This is a genomic window from Bartonella sp. AP58NXGY, assembly GCF_042195785.1.
Lineage (GTDB): Bacteria > Pseudomonadota > Alphaproteobacteria > Rhizobiales > Rhizobiaceae > Bartonella.
The window spans coordinates 89,054-110,236 of sequence record NZ_JBHIOY010000006.1; the positions used below are offsets into that span (position 1 = coordinate 89,054).

16 protein-coding genes are annotated in these 21,183 nt (G+C 36.9%); 5 read left to right on the forward strand and 11 right to left on the reverse strand.

Features of this window, described 5'->3' with window-relative positions:
* The first annotated feature begins 182 nt into the window (after positions 1–182).
* From ACFINC_RS05605 to ACFINC_RS05615, 3 genes are read left to right on the forward strand one after another with little or no spacing between them, the layout of a single operon-like run.
* Complete coding sequence (locus ACFINC_RS05605) at positions 183–935, forward strand: ABC transporter ATP-binding protein (RefSeq protein WP_375616456.1); 753 nt, start codon at positions 183–185, stop codon at positions 933–935.
* A gap of 3 nt (positions 936–938) precedes the next feature.
* A complete protein-coding gene (locus tag ACFINC_RS05610; protein ID WP_375616457.1) occupies positions 939–1,808 on the forward strand; it encodes a metal ABC transporter permease in 870 nt (289 codons plus the stop codon).
* A gap of 9 nt (positions 1,809–1,817) precedes the next feature.
* Positions 1,818–2,738 carry a metal ABC transporter solute-binding protein, Zn/Mn family gene (locus tag ACFINC_RS05615; RefSeq protein WP_375616458.1) on the forward strand — a complete coding sequence of 307 codons (921 nt, stop codon included), beginning with the start codon at positions 1,818–1,820 and terminating at the stop codon, positions 2,736–2,738.
* 1,264 nt (positions 2,739–4,002) lie between these two features.
* On the opposite strand, the gene ACFINC_RS05620 is transcribed toward ACFINC_RS05615, so the two are convergent.
* The 7 genes from ACFINC_RS05620 to ACFINC_RS05650 form a co-directional block, all read right to left on the reverse strand.
* On the reverse strand, positions 4,003–5,049 hold the full coding sequence (locus ACFINC_RS05620; RefSeq protein WP_375616459.1) for a sn-glycerol-3-phosphate import ATP-binding protein UgpC: 1,047 nt from the start codon (positions 5,047–5,049) through the stop codon (positions 4,003–4,005).
* Positions 5,050–5,060: 11 nt separating this feature from the next.
* Positions 5,061–5,912, reverse strand: coding sequence for a sn-glycerol-3-phosphate ABC transporter permease UgpE (ugpE, locus tag ACFINC_RS05625; protein WP_375616460.1), 852 nt, complete (start codon positions 5,910–5,912; stop codon positions 5,061–5,063).
* A 10-nt stretch (positions 5,913–5,922) separates the two neighbouring features.
* The gene (gene ugpA / locus ACFINC_RS05630) at positions 5,923–6,807 is read right to left on the reverse strand and encodes a sn-glycerol-3-phosphate ABC transporter permease UgpA (RefSeq protein ID WP_375616461.1); all 885 of its coding nucleotides are present in this window, start codon (positions 6,805–6,807) and stop codon (positions 5,923–5,925) included.
* A gap of 95 nt (positions 6,808–6,902) precedes the next feature.
* The gene (ugpB, locus tag ACFINC_RS05635) at positions 6,903–8,237 is read right to left on the reverse strand and encodes a sn-glycerol-3-phosphate ABC transporter substrate-binding protein UgpB (RefSeq protein WP_375616462.1); all 1,335 of its coding nucleotides are present in this window, start codon (positions 8,235–8,237) and stop codon (positions 6,903–6,905) included.
* Positions 8,238–9,514: 1,277 nt separating this feature from the next.
* On the reverse strand, positions 9,515–10,237 hold the full coding sequence (locus tag ACFINC_RS05640; RefSeq protein WP_375616463.1) for a glycerophosphodiester phosphodiesterase: 723 nt from the start codon (positions 10,235–10,237) through the stop codon (positions 9,515–9,517).
* A 168-nt stretch (positions 10,238–10,405) separates the two neighbouring features.
* Positions 10,406–11,962: a glutamine-hydrolyzing GMP synthase gene (gene guaA / locus ACFINC_RS05645; RefSeq protein ID WP_375616492.1), complete on the reverse strand. Its 1,557-nt coding sequence runs from the start codon at positions 11,960–11,962 to the stop codon at positions 10,406–10,408.
* A 132-nt stretch (positions 11,963–12,094) separates the two neighbouring features.
* Entirely contained in the window at positions 12,095–13,384 is a 1,290-nt protein-coding gene (locus ACFINC_RS05650; RefSeq protein ID WP_375616464.1) for an RsmB/NOP family class I SAM-dependent RNA methyltransferase, read from the reverse strand.
* Positions 13,385–13,899: 515 nt separating this feature from the next.
* On the opposite strand from ACFINC_RS05650, the gene ACFINC_RS05655 reads away from it, so the two are divergent.
* A complete protein-coding gene (locus tag ACFINC_RS05655; RefSeq protein WP_375608015.1) occupies positions 13,900–14,046 on the forward strand; it encodes a hypothetical protein in 147 nt (48 codons plus the stop codon).
* 177 nt (positions 14,047–14,223) lie between these two features.
* On the opposite strand, the gene guaB is transcribed toward ACFINC_RS05655, so the two are convergent.
* From guaB to ACFINC_RS05670, 3 genes are all read right to left on the reverse strand, one after another.
* Positions 14,224–15,723 (reverse strand): IMP dehydrogenase, encoded by a 1,500-nt coding sequence (guaB, locus tag ACFINC_RS05660; RefSeq protein ID WP_375616465.1) that lies wholly within the window; start codon positions 15,721–15,723, stop codon positions 14,224–14,226.
* A gap of 157 nt (positions 15,724–15,880) precedes the next feature.
* Positions 15,881–17,452: a phospholipase D family protein gene (locus ACFINC_RS05665; protein ID WP_375616493.1), complete on the reverse strand. Its 1,572-nt coding sequence runs from the start codon at positions 17,450–17,452 to the stop codon at positions 15,881–15,883.
* Between the two features lie 404 nt (positions 17,453–17,856).
* Positions 17,857–19,248 (reverse strand): sigma-54-dependent transcriptional regulator, encoded by a 1,392-nt coding sequence (locus ACFINC_RS05670; RefSeq protein WP_375616466.1) that lies wholly within the window; start codon positions 19,246–19,248, stop codon positions 17,857–17,859.
* A gap of 253 nt (positions 19,249–19,501) precedes the next feature.
* Between ACFINC_RS05670 and ACFINC_RS05675 the strand changes: the two genes are divergently transcribed.
* Positions 19,502–19,861, forward strand: a complete 360-nt coding sequence (locus tag ACFINC_RS05675; RefSeq protein ID WP_375616467.1) for a hypothetical protein — start codon at positions 19,502–19,504, stop codon at positions 19,859–19,861.
* Between the two features lie 295 nt (positions 19,862–20,156).
* Here ACFINC_RS05675 and ACFINC_RS05680 read toward each other — a convergent pair whose 3' ends face one another.
* Entirely contained in the window at positions 20,157–21,149 is a 993-nt protein-coding gene (locus ACFINC_RS05680; protein WP_375616468.1) for an SIS domain-containing protein, read from the reverse strand.
* Positions 21,150–21,183: the final 34 nt, after the last annotated feature.

Here is a 21,183-nt window from a genome sequence, read left to right on the forward strand (position 1 = left end):
ACTATATATAGTATATACTCTCTCTCTTTCGTCAAGAAAAATTCGACCATTATTTTGAATTGTCCACGATCTCCCCACTAAAATATTCAGCACTCAAAATTATGTAATAATATAACATTTTATTGACAAACGTTATATTATTACATAGTTATCCAAAATAATAAGCAAAGATGGTATAAGTTATGGATCTGCACTTAAAAAAAACAACATTAGGCTATGGGAATAGAATAGCGATCAAGGGCTTTTCAGCAAAGTTAAAAGCGGGTTCTTTGGTTGCAATAACGGGTGATAACGGTGCTGGAAAATCAACATTGCTAAAAGCCATCGCTGGATTGATTAAACCTCTTAAGGGGAAAATTACAAAACCGAAAAAAAGCCGCATTGCTTATCTTGCTCAGCAATGTGATATAGACCAAACATTTCCAATTGATGTGAAAACGCTTATCAAAACAGGATTATGGTCCTTTTGTGGATTATGGAAAAACCAGCGCCCTTATGATTCTAAGATTCAGAATGCGCTTGAAATGGTTGGACTCACAGCACTTGCCACCCGTTCGCTTGAAACATTATCAGGTGGGCAATTACAACGCGCCCTTTTTGCACGCATCATTGTACAAGATGCCGATATTATCTTGCTTGACGAACCTTTCAATGGTATCGACCGCAATACTCAAAAAGACCTTCTTGCACTGATCACGTACTGGAAACAGCAAGGACGTACAGTTCTCACAGCACTCCATGACCCTCTCGTCGTGCAAGAATTTTTTCCTCAAATGATTCAAATTAATCAACAAAACGCCTTTTATGGAGAAACAACACAGTTTCTCGACAACACCATTCACCACGTTATTCCTCCCCTTTCCTCCAACTCTTTGTGTATTAGTACACAAAAGAATCTCCCTCCTATTAATGATTCTCTTTTTCTTAGGTTATAAGACGTGTATGCATTTTTTCTTGCCCCCTTTGTTGATTTCCGCTTTATGCAAAACGCTCTTATCGGCTCTATTCTCCTCTCTATTAGCGCTTGTCCTGTTGGTGTATTTTTGATGCTCCGTGGAATGAGTTTGACAGGAGATGCTATCTCTCATGCCATTCTTCCTGGTGTTGCAACTGCTTTTCTTATTTGCGGCTTCTCCCTTATATCTATGACACTTGGTGGTATTTTTGCCGGCATTATTGTTGCTTTAGCAACCGTTTTAATTTCACGGAATAGCTTTCAGAAAGAAGATGCATCCATGACCGTCTTTTATCTTATTGCACTTGCAGCAGGTGTCATTATTATCTCACTGAAAAATTCAACCATTGAACTGCTTCATCTCTTATTTGGATCGGTTCTTGCACTTGATACACAGGCTCTTTGGTTGATCACTATCATAATGCTGATCACACTTTGTAGCCTTTTTATTTTTTGGCGTGCGCTTGTCCTAGAAAGCTTTGACCCCCTCTTTTTTAAATCACTCTCTCCATTGAGTAAATATATTCATATTTCATTGCTTGGACTTGTGGTGTTGAATCTGGTTGGAGGCTTTCAATCCCTAGGAACATTACTTTCCGTTGGCATTATGATGATTCCAGCGATTACAGCCCGTTTTTGGTTTTCACGCTTAATCCCTATTTGTGTGCTTTCCATTCTTTTTGGCATCATTTCTAGCGTATGTGGTCTCCTGCTTTCTTTTCATCTTTCACTGCCCTCAGGCCCTGCTATTATCATTGCCGCAGGATTTATTTATCTTGTTTCCTGCCTAATAAGTCCACGCGGTTTTATTGTAACATGGTTTCCCCATCTTTTTTATACTTCCTCACTTTAAGGAAAAAATATGCCTAAGTTTATTCAAAAATTTGTTCTGTTTACTGCTTTATTGTTTGCCTTTTCTCCCTTTTCTGCTTCTGCACACAATAAAATACAAGTTGTTGCAAGCTTTTCTATTCTTGCCGATCTCGTAAAAAATGTAGGAGGAAACCATATCTCTATGACCACTTTTGTCGGTCCCAATGCGAATACCCACACTTATGAACCGACCCCTCATGATGCTCAAGCTCTTAGAAATGCTCAAATTATTTTCATCAATGGACTTCATTTAGAGGGGTTTATTGACCGTCTCATCACAGCAAGCGGTACAAAAGCACTTCTTGTTGAGGTTAGCGCTAATATTCCTCCCCTCGAAACGAAAAATCAAGAACAGAACATCCATCACCACCATCACAGCGTTATTGATCCGCATGCTTGGCAAACAATTCCCAATGTCGAAATCTATGTGAAAAATATCGCTGCTGCTTTTTGTAAAATTGATCCACAATCTTGTACTCACTACAATAAAAATACCGAAACATACATTAAAAAGCTTAAAACAGCACAAGATACCCTAAAAACAAAAATTGCTACCATCCCTCAAGATAAACGTATCATTATCACATCTCATGATGCTTTTGGCTATTTTGCCAAAGAATATGGCTTCACTATCCTTGCTCCCCAAAGCGCTTCAACAGAAGCTGAAGCAACCGCAGCTGATGTTGCTAAACTTATAAAACAAATTAAAGCGAATAAGGCAGCAGCATTGTTCGTTGAAAATATCTCTAATCCCCGTCTCATCAAACAAATTTCAAAAGAAACAGGCTTAAAAATTGGGGGAACACTTTATTCTGATGCATTGTCAAATGAAAATGGCCCTGCAGCAACTTATCTTGATATGATGGAACATAATGTGAATACCATCATTGATGCTATCACAAAACATTAAAAAATCTTCTATGAAAAAAAGAAGAAAAAGTTCATAAAAATCATAGGTATATGATCATGTAACCAATGACACTCAAGCTTCATGATTGGTAATATTAATATAAAACAATGTTGATTTTACAGAAAAAATTTATGTCCAATAGAGGCTAAGATGGATAAAGTCATAAGTGGATTTATTGCCTCATGGTGCCCAAACCATCAGCATTATCATTCTATTTTCCAACGCTTCTTTTACGATAATTCTTGATACTTCAAACAATTCAATAACTGTCGTAACATTGGGGATCAGCAACATCATAAAACCATTAATAAACTGTCAATTTATAAAATGCTTTGTAAAACAACAATGACAATGCAACTGCTTTGTCTCTGCTTATTTTTACAGATGTTTGTACCAATCTCTTGTGTTATTTTCATAAAGATCAGTTTGAGGATGATCTAGAGATAATTTTTGCCTCGAGAATATGGAAGGTTGATAGGATGTTACAATACAATTTCACCTACCTGTATCATGAAAGGTAATGAAAATTCTAGAATAAGCGCCCCTTCTATCTCGCAATAATTTCTTTTACAACCGATTGGACACCCTCACTCAAAATTACATAGTGATTTACATAAGAAATAGGTTTTGGTGTATATCCCTATAGATTGTATTCTAATTTACGTGATTGGTAGAAACAACAGATACTCCTTATTATAAGAACTCTGAAACCATTCTAGATCATTTGGTCGGCGGTCAAGTAAAACAGCGCCTATCTCGTACAGACTATCTAGAACAGTATCGCATTTTTATGGATAAAATGGACTTTTATGTAACGGATCAAAATCAAGCTATTAGGATGTATGATGCCATCATCTGTGAATAATTTTCTCTCTATTTTTCTTATTTATTCTTTATAAGATACATAAATTATTACATCATGAAATAGACGGTACATATTGTTTTTTGTGAATAAAGCACCTTTCTAAATGAGCAGAAATATGGTTAATAAATGGATATTCCCTCTTGATATTTTTCTATAATGAGAAAAAATTATGTTTGAAAATAATATGCTTCTTACAGATCATGAAAATGCAAGATTTCATTCTATGAATGTTTAGACGTTCTCGGCGTCATGTGTGACAATGGATCATTACCAAAATTTTTTAAATTTTGTTTTTAATCTCATCGACTATACTCTGATTTTGTGAATGTAATCAAGAGAGCTAAATCGCAAAATTATTATGGGACTGCATAAAAGAAAGTCTTCCACATTAATCAATGTTTACTTATTACTTGTGCGTTTTCCAGTGTTTTTGTTAAAAGTATGAAAATCCTGATGAGCGACAGTGAAACTTAATTTTTGACCATAATCTCTTGTAAGGCGTTCTTTTACTTCAATCGTAAAAATGATACCATTCCAACGCGTTAAAACGTGGCAACCTGTTCCGATAGGCTTGATAAGCTCAATTTGTGTGTGAAAGGTAGGTCCTTTATCTGGATGTTCGCCCAATAAGATGATTTCAGGTCTGAAGGCTAAAAGATCAGTTTCTTCACCACAAGAAAATGAATGTCCTAAATGCTGTTCTAGGACATGACGATCAAGAAAATTCATAGGAGGAGAACCAATAAAATCAGCAACAAATGTTGTTGCTGGAGTGTCGTAAATTTCCATTGGTGTTCCAATTTGCTCGATAGCTCCTTTATTTAAAACGACTATTCTATCAGCTAATGTCATGGCTTCTAGTTGATCATGGGTAACATAGAGGCTGGTTGTTTCTAATGAACGCTGTAGTGTTTTTATCTCAATACACATTTGCGCCCGTAATTTTGCATCAAGATTTGAAAGAGGTTCATCAAAGAGAAAAACGCGGGGTTGACGTACAATCACACGCCCCATTGCAACACGCTGGCGTTGTCCTCCTGATAATTGTCGCGGTTTACGATCAAGAAATGGTTCTATCTCTAAAAGTTTTGCAGCATGTGCGATACGTTTTTTTATTTCTTCTTTAGGGGTTTTACGATTTTTAAGACCATATTCTAAGTTTCCACGAACTGTCATATGGGGATAAAGGGCATAATTTTGAAAAACCATAGCAATATCACGATCAGCTGGTTCACGATCATTGATACGTTCATTATCAATATACAATTCACCTGAGGTGACTTGTTCAAGTCCTGCAATAATACGTAATAAGGTTGATTTTCCACACCCTGAAGGACCGACAAGAACAAGAAGCTCTTTATCGGCAATAGTTAAGTTTAAATCATCAATGACCAGAATGCCGTTGTCATACTGTTTTTTTATATTTGATAACTGGATTATGGCCACGATTACTTCTCCTACTTCTCCGTTTCAATAAGGCCTTTGATAAAAAGCCGCTGCATGAAGATAACAACAAGAACAGGCGGTATCATGGCAACGACCGATACTGCCATGAGTATATTCCATTGAGGATCATGTTGAAGTGATTCAACAATAAGTTGTTTTAAAATAATCAGGATTGTTTGATGATTCTGATCCGTTGTGATGATAAGAGGCCAGAGATATTGTATCCATCCATAAATGAACATAATGATAAATAAAGCAGCAATATTGCTTTTACTAAGAGGAAGGAGAATATCCTTAAAAAATTTAAATGGTCCTGCACCATCAACACGTGCCGCCTCTAAGAGCTCATCTGGAACAGTCAAAAAAAACTGGCGAAATAAAAACGTAGCGGTTGCGGATGCAATAAGTGGAATAATCATTCCACTATAGGTGTTGATCATTCCCAATTTTGCAACAACCATATAGGTTGGAAGAATACGAACTTCGACAGGAAGCATCAATGTAACAAAAATAAGAACAAACGCAGTTTTTCGGAAGGGAAAACGCATGTAAACAATTGCATAAGCAGATAAAAGTGAAATAATAATTTTTCCAATACTAATCCCAAGAGCCATAATGAGTGAATTCATTAAAAGTGGCCAAAGATTGGGCAATCCGAGCTGTGCAAGACCATCACCAAAGACTTTTTTATAATTTTCCAGAGCATATTCTCCAGGTAAAAGAGGAAGTATTCCTGAGGTAAATGCTGCTGAACTATGAGTTGATGCAATGATAGCAACATAAACTGGAAAGCAAATAATGATAATACCAACAATGAGCGTTATATGGGTTAGAAATTTCAAAACAGGGCGATTTTCAACCATAACTTATTTCCTAATATTGTACACGACGCTCAATCCAGCGAAATTGGATAAACGTTAAGACAATAACCATCAACATCAATAGTGTTGATTGTGCTGCCGATGCACCGATTATTTGATTTCTAAAGCCATCATCATATACTTTATAAACGAGGATGCTCGTTGCACGCGCAGGACCTCCAGAAGTTGTGCTATCAATAATACCAAAAGTATCAAACATAACATAATTGACATTAACGATAAGAAGAAAAAATGTCGTTGGTGAAATTTGCGGAAAAACTACAGTCCAAAATCGTTTAAAGGGACCAGCACCATCAATGGCTGCGGCTTCTATTTGAGAACGCGGAACGGACTGAAGACCTGTAAGAAAAAAGAGAAAATTGTAAGAAATCTGTTTCCAGCTAGCCGCAATGACAATAAGAAGCATCGCTTGATTGCCATTAATACGATAATTCCATAAAACCCCTATTTTTTCGAGAAGAAAAGGGATAATCCCAATAGTGGGATGAAAGATAAACAACCATAATATACCTGCCAATACTGGAGCAACAGCATAGGGCCAAAGCAAAAGCATTGTATAAGCTTTTTTTGCACGGATGACACGATCAACACAAACAGCTAAAAGAAGCGATATTGTCATTGAAGCGACAGTAACTGAGATGGAAAATACTGCGGTTGTAAGAAGTGACTGCCGATAAGTAGGATCAGAAAGAACGGTTATATAATTTTCAAGGCCAATAAAAGTTGTTGTAAAGCCAAAAGGATCTTCGCGTTCAAAGGATGATTTTATTGCCTGAGCAGCAGGCCAAAAGAAAAACAAAAAAGTCACAAGGAGCTGAGGAAAAAGCAACCCGTAAGAAAGGAGACTATTTTTAAAATATGCATGCTTTTCTTGCATTCGTAGGGCTCTTTAAATGTAGAGACTTTAAAAAGATAAACAAAAAGGACTCAACGATTTTTGTTGAGTCTTTAATGTTTAACAATAAAACGAAATTAATGATTGGATTTTTCAAATTCACGCAAGAGTTTATTTCCACGTTTAACGGTTTCATCTAAACCATCTTTCGGTGTTTTTGAACCACGAAGAACAGCTTCCAACTCTTGATCAAGAATAGTACGGATTTGTGGTAAATTACCAAATCTTATACCTTTCGAATTAACTGTTGGAGGATTAAGGTTGATCTGTTTAATAGCTATATCAGCACCTGGCGTTTTTTCATAGAAATGTTGTTTTTTGCTTAATTCATAAGTCGCTTTTGTGGTTGGAAGATAACCTGTTTCTTGATGCCATCTTGCTTGATTTTCTGTTGTTGAAAGAAACTTAAGAAAAGCCGCTGCTCCAGCATATTCTTTTGGGGTATGTCCCTTAAATGCCCAAATAGAAGCTCCCCCAATAACTGAATTTTGCGGCGCTCCTTCTGCATCCTTATAGTATGGTAGCATACCAACCCCCACATTAAACTGAGCTTCAGAAACAATTCCAGCATATGATCCTGAAGATTGCATTAAAATTGCACAATTTTGCGCCATAAACATTGGTGTTGAATCTAATGCGCCAGCAGGACCACCATAGCGGAAAATACCTTGATCAGACCACTTTTTTAAGTCAGCCCACATACGCACTTGTAAAGGTCCATTAAATGTAAGTTCTGAATCAAATCCTTTAAAGCCATTTTCCTTCGTTCCAAAAGGAACATTATGCAACGCTGAAAAGTTTTCTATACCAATCCATTGAGCTGCATAAGTCATTGTAAAACCACACGTTGCCGCTTTAGTCTCAAGAATTTTTTTGGAAAAATCTTCTATATCTTGCCACGTTTTAGGAGGCTGCTCTGGATCAAGCCCTGCTTTTTTAAAGATATCTTTGTTATAATAAAGGATTGGTGTTGAAATATTGAATGGCATAGAAACCATACGCCCCTGTTCATCGGAGTAATAGCCACTAATAGCAGGAAAATAATCTGTAGGATCGAACTCTTGTTTTGTATCAGCCATAAGTTGATAAAATGGATAGATTGCGCCTTTTGCTGCCATCATAGTTCCAGTACCAACGTCATAAATTTGAGCGAGCACCGGCTGTTTTTTTCCACGAAATGCTGCAATGAGTGAAATCAAACCCTCTTCATACTCACCGCGATATGAAGAAATAACTTTATATTCAGATTGACTCGCATTAAAATCGTTAATGAGACTTTCAGTTTGCTTTCCTAGTTCACCACTCATAGAATGCCAAAAGCTAATTTTTGTCTGCGCGAAACCTTCTGTTATTCCCGCTGTTGTTATTATGATAGCAACCGTGGCTACTATGGAAAGATAAAAACGACTCATGGTTCACCCTTTCTGAAGTGATGGAATACAAACTACCCCTAAATTTATAGTATCACACATGAACATGCCATGCCGATTTTATTATAAAAATATGCTGGCTCATTTAAACAGGAACCACCAAAAGGTCAAATGAATTCGTTTAGATTTATTCGTTTTCTTTTATAAGCTTTCTTATGTATTCATGAGTCATTCGCTTGTAAATATTTTTAAAAATGAGAAGGTTTAAATAAACAAGGAAATAGGTAAAAAGATATAGATCGTAAATGTTATTCAATGACTATTGTAATATTTTGACTTACTTTTTAAAAAAGAGTTGTTTATTCTTTTGTTATTTGTCTTATAACTTTCGATTTATACCTTAAAACGGTGTTAATACTACATTTAACAAAGAGACAAATAGACTTTTTCTTAAAATGAAGAAAATTATTTTGAAGTATTTAATGGCCTCCTTCCCTGATAATGGGGTCGTGCCCTTCATGCAAAACAAAACGGCATTGTATTACCCAATTTTCATTCTGTAAAAAAATCTTCAATACATCCCCCTCCATTTCATGATTGCCACTATAATATATTGATTTATATAGATAATATAGCGTTGTTCATCTTTAATGAGACCTTCGAATATCATAGGATTCTCTCATTTCAACTCTCTGTATGTTGAAGTAATCAAAATCTCTTGCTTGCATACCACAAGCAGAGCTGACGTATGGGCAAAATTGTATAAGAAAAAACAAAAATATCTATCATGAACCGTCTCAAGTGCCAAGGGTTGTCGCAACATCCACAAGCTGGAAAAGTGTGTGATGATATCGGCTTGCTTCTCCAAAAGTGTAAAGACGAGAGGGCTCTATAGATTTTACATTATTTCCATGGAGGCTTTATCGTTAAAAGTCCCTCCACTAAAGCGTATAAAACTTTTTGCACGTCATCATTTTTATACTTCAAAAGTTAAAATAGCACCACTCTATGAACCCTCATACTTCAACAAGTCTTGTATTTGAGAACGTTAAATGAAAATTTTTATTCTTTTCTCACGAGCTGTTTATCCACATACCAAGCCTACTTGTAATGTGCAAACGAATGATTTTGATTGATCTATTGTAAAAAGATTTGAAATGAGAAAACCTTATATGTTAAGAATTCTCATTCAACATGAAAAACTATTAATTATCATTATAAATTAATGTGTTATTGTTACGTGTAAAAAATATTTCTTGCTTTCTTTCATTATGCTCGCTTTATGAAGGTACAGAAATTTCTTTTATAAGGTGTATTTTTTACCTTTGTGCTCGCAATGTCAATGCAAGATCAGGTTGATCTGTCGTAATATAATGTACAGGCATATCAAGCCAATGTGATAACCGAGCTTTTCCATTAATTGTCCATACCCCTACAATAAAACCAGCCTCAAGAGCTGATTCAATAAAATCCTGTGAAACAATAGAGCCATTTAAACTTAGATCAGTATACCCCAATTGTTTCCATTCAGAAAAATGACGGTACATATCACCTTCAAAATTATCAACACATGGACCAGATGGTATTCCTGCTTCAATAAAAGGACGAAGAACTAAAGGATCAAAACTAATTGCAGAAACCCGTTCTGTTAAATTGCGGCTTTTTATAAGTGCAAGCGCTTTTTGGGATAATATTGTTTCACGCTCCACTTCACCACATGTTTTGATTTCAAGATGTAACGCAACATTCGTTGGTGCTAGAAGATCAAGCAACTCTTCTAATAAAGGAGGTGCTTCTCGGCTTCCTTTCACGCAGAGTTGTTTGCGTGTTTCATTATCAATGTCGTGAATATATCCCTTTTTGCCAACCAATTGGTCTAGATGAAAATCGTGAAAAACAACCACCTCACCGCTTTTCAGCAAGTGAACGTCACATTCAACTTCATCAGCACCTAACGCCACGGCGTTATTAAATGCAGAAAGAGTATTTTCAGGATAAAGATGAGCTCCACCACGATGTGCAACAATTTTTTTCTCAGACATGCAAAATTTCATACTTCTCACTTTTCAATATATTGACGTACAGATTTTCAGATAAAAACTTATATCACATGAAAATGCACAATCATTTTTAAAGATTTTTTCTACATTTTTCTGAATATCAAACCCTCAGTCATATTTTATTCCTAAAAAGTTTATCCTTCATTTCAATTATTCCCATTCAATGGTACCAGGAGGCTTTGAGGTTACATCATACACAACACGATTAATTCCTCTAACTTCGTTAATAATACGTGCTGCTGTCTTACTTAAAAATGCCATATCATAGGGATAAAAATCAGCAGTCATTCCATCTACAGATGTGACTGCGCGAAGAGCACAAACAAATTCATAAGTGCGATCATCCCCCATAACACCAACAGTTTGAACAGGCAGAAGAACAGCAAAAGCTTGCCAAATTTCATCATAAAGACCAGCCTTACGGATTTCCTCAAGATAAATAGCATCTGCTTCGCGTAAAATCTCTAATTTTTCATGTGTCACAGCACCTGGACACCGAATTGCAAGGCCGGGACCTGGAAAAGGATGGCGACCAATAAATTGCTCCGGTAGCCCTAACTCTCGCCCTAGCGAGCGAACCTCATCCTTAAAGAGTTCACGCAACGGTTCTACAAGCTTCATATTCATCTGTTCTGGTAACCCTCCCACATTATGATGGCTTTTAATGGTTACCGATTCCCCAATAGCAGATACACTCTCAATAACATCTGGATAAAGTGTTCCTTGTGCTAAAAACTCTGCACCTCCTATTTTTTTTGTTTCTTCTTCAAAAACTTCAATAAAAAGGCGACCAATCGTTTTGCGCTTTTTTTCTGGATCTGTCTCACCTTCTAAAGCATTAAGAAATATATCGGCAGCATTAACGTGAATAAGCTTTATATTATAATGATCACGAAAGAGCGTGAGAACTTCTTCAGCTTCATTCTTGCGCATCAGCCCATGGTCTACCAAAATGCATGTCAATTGATCTCCTATGGCTTCATGAAGGAGTACCGCTACAACAGATGAATCCACTCCCCCTGAAAGACCACAAATCACACGACTTTTCCCAACTTTTTGTCGTATCGTAGCAATTGCCTGCTCACGATAAGAAGCCATTGACCAATTACCTTTAATAGCAGAGATCTTATGAACAAAATTTTGCAAAAGTTTTGTACCATCCGGTGTATGGATAACTTCAGGATGAAACTGTACCGCATAAAAATGTCTTTTTTCATCCGCAATAGCCGCATAGGGAGCTCCTTTTGAGGTTCCTATGATACGAAAGCCTTTTGGTAAAGCGGCCACACGGTCACCGTGGCTCATCCATACTTGATAACAAGATCCTTTTTCCCACACTCCATCAAAAAGTACACTCTTCTCTTGTACTTCCAAAAAAGCGCGCCCAAATTCACGCTCATGTCCAGCTTCAACCTTTCCTCCAAGCTGAATACACATGACTTGTTCGCCATAGCAAATACCAAGAATCGGAATACCTGCCTCAAAAATTTCCATTGGAACACGCGGCGAACTTTCATCCATAACGGAATAAGGACTCCCTGATAAAACAATAGCTTTAGGATTGATCCGTCTGGTAGCTTCTAAAGCTAATTGAAAAGGAACAATTTCACAGTATACCCCCATTGCTCGCACCCGTCGTGCAATAAGTTGTGTAACTTGTGAACCAAAGTCAATAATAAGAACAGTGTCTGGATGTGATATGCTCATGGAAAACCAATCAACAATTGTAAAAGAAAACGAATGAGATTTATGATTCAATCTTTCTCTTTTCACAAGCCTGTTTTCTTAAGAAAAAGATTATTCTCATAAAATTTATGATAAAAAATGCAAAAATATGGATTAATGTTTTTTTTGCAACACTGATAAAAAGAAACCATCTGTTTGTGTTGTTGCAGGCGATAAAGTAAGTCCATAATTTGAAAAAACCGGTTGCACAGGAGAAAAACTAAAATGTTGCTGCCAAAGTGCCTGCATATCTATGGGATAAAAATGAGAATGTTGTTGAAGGAAATGGGAAATTTGTTCCTCATTTTCATCTGTAAAAAGAGAACAGGTAATATAGACTAAGCGCCCATTTGGCTTAAGATAAACTATAGATTCATTCAAAATAGTCCTCTGTTCTGTTTGGCGCTGTCTCACCTGTTCTAATGTTAAACGCCATTTCGCATCAGGACGACGACGCCATGTTCCTGTCCCACTACAGGGTGCATCTATTAGAACTCTATCCATCTGACCTGTTAATGACCTCAATTCTTCTTTCTGCACTCGTACTTGGACATTACGAACACCAGCGCGTCGAAGACGATCAAAAATTGGAGCTAGGCGTGCTTTATCAGAATCATAAGCATAAATTTGCCCACGATTGTTCATATCAGAAGCTAAAGCTAATGTCTTGCCACCAGCACCTGCACAATAATCTAATACTTGCATGCTTTCTTGCGCTTCTACAAGATGAGCAACAATTTGAGATCCTAAATCCTGTATTTCAAAGTATCCTTTTTGAAAAGCTGGTTCAACTTGAACATTGGGATGACGGTTGAACTTTTCAATCGGTGCTATTCTTAAAGCTTGCTGAAACCATGATAGAGCTTGAGATTTAGTTCTTTTTGCTAATTCTTTCAGCACCTTCTCTGGTGTTGCCTTAAGGCTGTTTACCCGTAAATCTAAAGAAGGACGCGTTGCTAACGCAGCCGCTTCAGTAACCCAATTATCGCCAAATAAAGGACGCAGATGTGCCTGACACCATCGGGGAATATTACCACGAATATAGTCTGGCGCATCCACTAATTGCCTCCTTTGCCAAGATTCGCGCTGTTTATCCTCTAATAACTGCGGTGCAAACCGATCTCCTTCTAACGTACTATCAATTTGCTCCAACGTCATTTTTCCAGTATCTAATAAGGTAGCAAAAACAATAGCCCGAATATCATCACTCTCCATACGCCATTGTAAAGAATAGCGCCGTCTTAAAACATCATAAACGATTGTACCAATAGCTGCGCGATCACCTGCTCCAGCAAAGCGATGAGAAAGACCCCAATCCTTTAAAGCTTCTCCTACTGGGCGATGCTTCATTTCTATCTCTGTGAGAACATCTATTGCTGCTTGCAAACGCCCACCTAATCGCATTCATTTCTCCCATTAAAATAATAAAATTTTAAATCATCTAAAAAAATAATATTATCTTCTTCTTGCCAATGAAACCTTCTCAAAGCCATAAAAATCTACATTCAATATTAAAATGATCTGATCAAACTTTTTATAAGACCCAATTTAGAGTATCTATATTTTTTCTTTCATCTTCTACCCATTCGCTTTATTATCTCCTTCTACCTCTTATACTAAAAGATACGTAGCCATCCATAAAGAACTTATTTCCGCCATGCATTATGAAAAAAACAACCTCTCTATCATTGCGTAAAATAAAATTTACGAAGATTATCTGAATAACAGAAAAATCAAATATCTCCCATCTTTTGATGGCTATCCTTCTGAAAAAATAGAAAAAATATTCTCATAAAATTAAACAAGTTCATCTGACTCCCATCAAAAAATTAACTTTTTAGAAAATGCTTGGAACCACTATTTGGCATGACCGTTTTTACTCTACTGGCAACTGCCAGGAAATTTAAAAGGAGAAAATAATGACTTATAATAATGGAAAAACAACTTCATCTAAAAGTCGTCAGAACACAATGCCCTCAAACAATGGAAAGAAATCCGTTCAAAGTGATCAGACAAACACTCGCCAACGTGCATCAAAGACAGGGCGGAAGACAACAAAAAGTTAATTCTAATTTTATATAACTTATTTCACATAGTCTAGAAGAAAGAATTAGAGTTTTAGCCTCTAATTCTTTCCTTTTGGGACTTTATTCCAAATCACAAACAGAAAGAAGAACAGCCTCTCTTTGTTTGTTCTCGGAAGATTTTATATTTATGCGATATGATGCTAGACTCTTATTTCTTCAAACAGGCCCACGATAGTTTGGACTCTCCCGAGTGATAGAAACATCATGCGTATGACTTTCATGGAGTCCCGCATTTGTAATACGAACAAACGTTGCTTTTTCACGAAACTCTACGAGATCTTTTGCACCAACATAACCCATCGAAGCGCGCAGTCCACCAGCAAGCTGGTGTAGAACTGATGCTATAGGACCTTTATAGGCCACTTGCCCCTCCACACCTTCAGGAACCAACTTAAGTTCATCATGAACGTCATCTTGAAAATAGCGATCTGCCGATCCTCGTGCCATAGCACCAACAGATCCCATACCGCGATAGGCTTTAAAAGATCGACCTTGATAAAGATAAACTTCTCCAGGACTTTCTTCTGTACCCGCTAAAAGAGAACCAATCATCGCTGCACAAGCTCCACCCGCTAAAGCTTTAGCAAAATCACCCGATGCTTTGATCCCACCATCTGCAATTATGGGAATGCCTGCTTTTTCAGCAACTTCTGCAGCATTCATAATGGCTGCAAGTTGAGGTACACCAACACCAGCAACAATACGCGTTGTGCAAATAGAGCCAGGACCAATACCAACTTTTACCGCATCTGCACCACTGTCGATCAATGCCTGCGTTGCTTGAGCAGTCGCGACATTCCCAGCAATAACAGCTGGTGAGGAAGCCATCTTTTTAATTCGTTCAACAGTTTCTAGTACACGTTGAGAATGTCCATGCGCTGTATCAATGACCAAAACATCAACACCTGCGTCAATGAGACGTTCAGCACGCTCAATCCCATTATTCCCAACACTACTGGCCGCTGCAGCACGCAAGCGCCCTTGAGAATCTTTAGCAGCATTTGGATTTAATTTTGCTTTTTCAATATCCTTAACTGTTATCAGTCCGACACAACGATTCTGTTCATCCACAACTAATAATTTTTCAATACGGTGATGATGTAAAAGATATTTTGCTTCATTGAGTTGGACATTTTCACGCACTGTAATCAAATTTTCATGCGTCATTAATTCATAAATTTTTTGTTTTGGATCTGATGCAAAACGTACATCTCTATTGGTTAAAATGCCAACAAGTCGTCCCGCTGTCTCACCTTTAACGCTATTTTCAACAACCGGAATACCTGAAATACCATGAGAGCGCATCAAAGCTTTTGCTTCTTCAAGTGTTGCATCTGGTCCAATTGTAACTGGATTAACAACCATACCAGATTCAAACTTTTTTACCTGGCGGACTTCTTCTGCCTGCTCTGCAGGAGACATATTACGATGAATAACCCCAAGACCACCAGCTTGCGCCATAGCAATTGCCAAACGCGATTCTGTTACCGTATCCATTGCAGCGGAAAGCAATGGCAAATTGAGCTTAATATCAGCTGCAATGCGCGTACTGAGATCCACTTGACTAGGCATAACAAGAGAATGACCGGGTTGTAAAAGTACATCATCAAAAGTCAGTGCTAATGCACCTGTCCCCGTTTCAACAATCTTTGCCATAGCAAAATTCCTTTTATAATAAAAATTATAATAAAACACCGCAAGGAGCTTTAAAATACAACTGCGGTTCTCGTACATGGTAGATTGGCAAAAAATTATGCCATGCTACAAACAAAATGAAAAGAAAAATAAATATCTTTTCATAGTTTATAAAAATTTACAATTGTGATTCGATAGGTAGCCAACTTATTATTTTTGCAAATGCGCGACGCCAGAAATTGCTTTCTGGTTCATAATCAATGCTATACTGTTTTTCATTTTCAATAAAATCCCAATAAATACGATTATTATCACCAAGACGAAGATGATAACTCATTTCCCTCGTCGTTTCTTCAGAAAACAACAAATCTAACCTCGCTGTAATAGGCGCACATTCAAAAAGAATGCCCATTTCTGTATTTAACGCTGCTGATCTAGGATCAAAGTTTAAAGATCCAATAAAAGCTGTTTTATGATCAACTAAAAAAGCTTTGGCATGTAAACTTGCCTTACTGGATCGAAACAATCGTAATCCATGGGAATTGCCTTCCGCTTTTAATTCATAAAGCTTAACACCACTTTTCAACAGTGCCTTACGATACGGGACATAACCACCATGCACTAATGCTACATCAGTAGCAGCTAAAGAATTTGTCAGAATTTTGACATCAACACCCTTTGAAACCAAATTACTAAAATTCTGCGTGCCAACCTTACCAGGAACAAAATAAGGTGACGTAATCTGAACGGTTTTTTGGGCATTTCCAATAACCTTTGACAGTGCCTTCATAAGCCAATTGCTTGCTTTTTTACGCAATGCTTTTTCTGGAGGATCAGAAAGAACGACAACTTTATCTGCTAAAAATAACCGCTTTCCTGTTTGGATAAAACAACTAAAGTTAATGTGTTCTTTGACATAATCTAAATAAACCTTTGCAACCTTAGAATCCCGAAATTTTCGTAATTTATCTCTCCAATAGCTAAGATCACTTGCGCTTTTAGGAACAACCAAAGTATGAATTGGCAAAACAACAGCACTATTCCAAAAATCATCAAAGATACTTTCCACTTTTTTAACAGAGGGACCGATTAACATCAAATCTAAATCTCGAAAATGAGATTCTTTACCAGCATCAAAATAAGAATCTGCAAGATTACGCCCTCCGACAAAAGCAACCCTACCATCAACGATAAAAGCTTTATTATGCATTCTACGTGTTACAGTAATTGCCCGTAATATAATTTCTAAACCACGGCGTAAACCACCTTTACGCGATCGCCCTGGATTAAACATTCTCACCTCAATATGAGGATGTTTATCTAGCGCAATATAAGCTGGATCACGTGCCTGAGCATTAATATCATCCAAAAGAAGCCGTACCCGAACACCCCGATCAGCTGCCTCAACTATTTCACTTAATAATAGGCGCCCCGTTAAATCATCGTCCCAAATATAATACATCAGATCAAGGCTACGCCCAGCTTCTGCAGCCCCTATTGCACGAACACAAAACGCATCCAAATTGCTGATGATGAGGGAAAGGGCATCTTTATCAACCCCCAATCCATTTTCTTCCTCACCTAATTGACTGACAATACGATCAAGCTTGGTTTCATCTTTCTTAATAGGCAACGCATATGAACATTGTCCCTTAGCACTTTTCACAAAACGCCCATATGTATAGATTGCCAACATAGACGCAACAAAAAAAAAGAGAACAAAACCAATAACAATCTGTAAAAGAGTCAAAGAGGATAAACTTTCTATTTTCAAGCTAACGCATCACCAATGATACAAACGACAATCCTAACACTAATCATTTTATCTTAAACGTGTAGCAGATAAAATGCCACTTCTTGCTTAAGAGAGTATAAACTTAATATCCATGATGCAAAAATTTTAGCTTTAATCTCTCAAAGCTTAAAAAATGCCTCTCAGCTGTAATAAATGCAAACTTCACTAAAATTGTATAAATTGAAACAAAAGATAAAATAGTCAAATAAAATTTATACTTGATTTAAATCTATAAAATCATCCTCACTACATAAACTTTACAATAAATGATCATTTTCTTAAGTCTTTCTATGGACTTTATAAACGGACTTTATCAAAAGCCACTTCATCTTTTTTGAAAATCATGTTTATTATGAATTTCACTTCCGTTCTTGATTTCTTATTGCTCTCAATTCTTCCATTTTTCTATAAAGTGTAGAGCGACCAATATGAAGGCGGCGCGCAATCTCGCTCATATGTCCTTTATAGTGTTTAACCGCTTTCTCGATAATATCATGTTCCATTTCTGCAAAAGTACGCACATGGCCATCAGTATTCAAAAATTGGATCGATTCTTGTTCATTATCTTCATCTTCTTGCATATTACCCTCAATGATATTGGGAACATTCATTAACGAATTTCCCATTAATTGAGGAAAATCTCGAACCGTTAATAAAGGTCCTTCACTGAGTAAAATCGCACGAAATAAAAAATTTTCAAGTTCATTTCTATTACCAGGCCAATCATACTGCATAAGCAAGGAAAGAGCCGATCCTGCTAAACCATGAACATGTGATCGCCCTGTTTCTACGATAATACGATCAATCAAATGTTGTGTGATCTCTGGAAAATCATCCCTTAATTCTCGTAAAGCAGGAACGCTAATAGACAAATGAGAAAATTGTTCAAACAAACTATGCAAAAGAAAGTTCTCTTTAACCAAGTCCTTTAAACGCGATGTTGAAATAGCAATGATCCGAAAAGGAAAAAGTTCTCCTTTTGTATTCTTTTCCCTTTCTTTAAGATAATGCGCAAACCGTTTCTGCTGTATGGGCTCAAGTCTATCAATATCACAAAGGCAAAGTGTCCCTTTTTCAAGCGAAGAAACCAATGGTAGGAATTCTTTAAACCATTGCTGATTTTCTTCTTCTGGATCAACAATGGCGGAACATTGAAAGCGAATAAAAACGCCCTCTGAGAATAAACCCTCATGATGAATAATCCGAGCTAATGTCTCACGTCCTGTTCCAACTTCACCCTCTATCAAAAGATTTTGCAAAGAATTCGCTGCTTTTCTCGATTGTTCTAAAACTATCTGCATAGCTCTACTTTTTATACAAAGGTCAGAAAATCGTAAATGATTCTCTTTTTTTCGTTGAATATCTCGAACCTCATGCTTCAAAGCAGAAATAAGAGCAAGAATATCCAACGTAACTCTTACTCGTAATAATGTTACTGGATGAATCCAATAATCAATCGCTCCAGCTGCTAGAGCTCTCTGGAGTAAATCCTGATTTTCTTGCTGTGCTATAACAATAATAGGAATAGAAACACCAGCAACTCTAATCATTTTAATCAAATCGCTCACACTCAAATCACTCATAACGACATCAAGGAGTGCAAGCACAATGTTTTTACGCCTGTGTAAAAGATCAATCGTACGGAGACCATTTTCTGCTTCAATGACACGGTAGCCAAAACCTCGGAGCATAGCAGAAAGCTCTATACGTCTTCCATAATCTTCACTCGCAACAAGAATGGGACCAACCATAATGTCAATAATCTCCTTTGAGATCACTCAGCAGCTTAATGTAAAAATTATTGTAAACCATAAGAAATATTTCACCTTTTGTGTTTCACTTACGAACTTCATTAAGCTGTTAATTAAATACAACATTAAGGCATTTTTTTCTATTTTTTTGCTTTTTCATTGATTTTCATCAAATTTTTCATATTGACTCATGGGATAATTTAATAATGTTATAGAAACTAGAGAGCAAAATAATCTAAATAGAGTGCAATAAATGAAACATACCTATCATATTTTATGTCTTACAATCACCACTTTCCTATTAAGTGCTTGTAGCTTTTCGCAGTATTATAACCCAAATATGCCAACAGGAATTGATGGAAAATGGGTTGACGAGAATGGTATTATTTCTTCTTTTCATAATGGTGTTTTTGAAACACATGCAGCAGATACAGAAGAAAAGCTATCAGAAGGAGCATATAATTATATCAATGCTCAAAATATAGAAATTGAAATACGCTCTATTCTTCGTGGAACAATCTCTAGAGTCAATTGCACAATGTCATATGACGCCACACAACTTCTCTGCACCTCACATACAGGAGCACAATTTTTTCTTAAACGAAAATCTTAGACAAAATATAAAGTAAAGCTTTTCTTATAAGATAGACAAAATACATACATTAAGCAGGAGGTGTTCCTTTCTCCTCCTGACAGGAAATCTTCTCTCAAATACGTAAAGAGACTGATACAATCTCTATCCGTAGAATTTTCTAAACATTATGAAATGCGTAAAACACTCATTTTCTTCCACAAAACATCAGAAAAACCGCTTCACAATAAAACTGTGACCACAATAAAACTGTGACTTTGTATCATTCAATCTATTTTAAGCTAAAATAACATTTTATTTGGTAGGGAACTTTAATCTAAGCAGCACCAATACGCAAAAGATCATGAAAATGAACAATTCCTATCGGCTTCTTATCTTCAACCACGAAAAATGCGCCAATATGATGATCATTAATAAAAGCTGTTGCGGCACCAACAAGTGTATTTGGCGTTACAACTTTAGGGGTTTTTGTCATCACCTCATCAACATTAAATTTCGATAAATTAGAATGAATGTTACGTGCAAGATCACCATCGGTCACAATTCCGATTAGTTCACCTTTTTTATTCACAACACCAACACAACCAAAATGTTTTTTCACCAAAACATTCATCGCTTCAGTCATAGCTGTTCCCTGCATAACCAGAGGAATACTATCACCCTCATGCATAATATCCCGCACATATTTGAGGCTTGCACCAAGAGAACCACCAGGATGATATATTTTAAAATCCGTTGCAGTAAAACCACGCATTTCTAAAAGAGAAACCGCTAATGCATCTCCCATTGCCAATTGCATAATTGTTGAAGTTGTAGGAGCTAAACCATGGGGGCAAGCCTCTTCTATCTTTGGTAATAACAGAACAATATCCGCTTGTCGTCCTAACACAGAATGCTCATTTGATGTCATTGCAATAAGGGGGATACGAAAACGTGCAGCATAGCTCATAATACCACTTAACTCTTGAGTTTCACCAGACCATGATAAAGCAAGAATAACATCATCAGATCCAATCATACCAAGATCACCATGATTGGCTTCTGCAGCATGAACAAAAAAAGCAGGTGTTCCAGTTGAGGCTAAGGTTGCTGCAATTTTTGTTCCTATATGACCACTTTTCCCAAGACCCGTAATGACCACATGTCCACGAGCATTTCTAATAGTTTGAACAGCCGCTTCAAAAGAAGCAGAAAGACTTCCAAGAAGAGCTGCTTCAAGAGCTTTAAGCCCTTGCTTTTCACTCGCAAGTGTTTTAAGCGCCGATGCAACAGCTCCTTGCAAGGCCATGTGAGGAGACGGTATTGTCATAATCAAATTCGATCAATAAAATTAAATGAGAAAT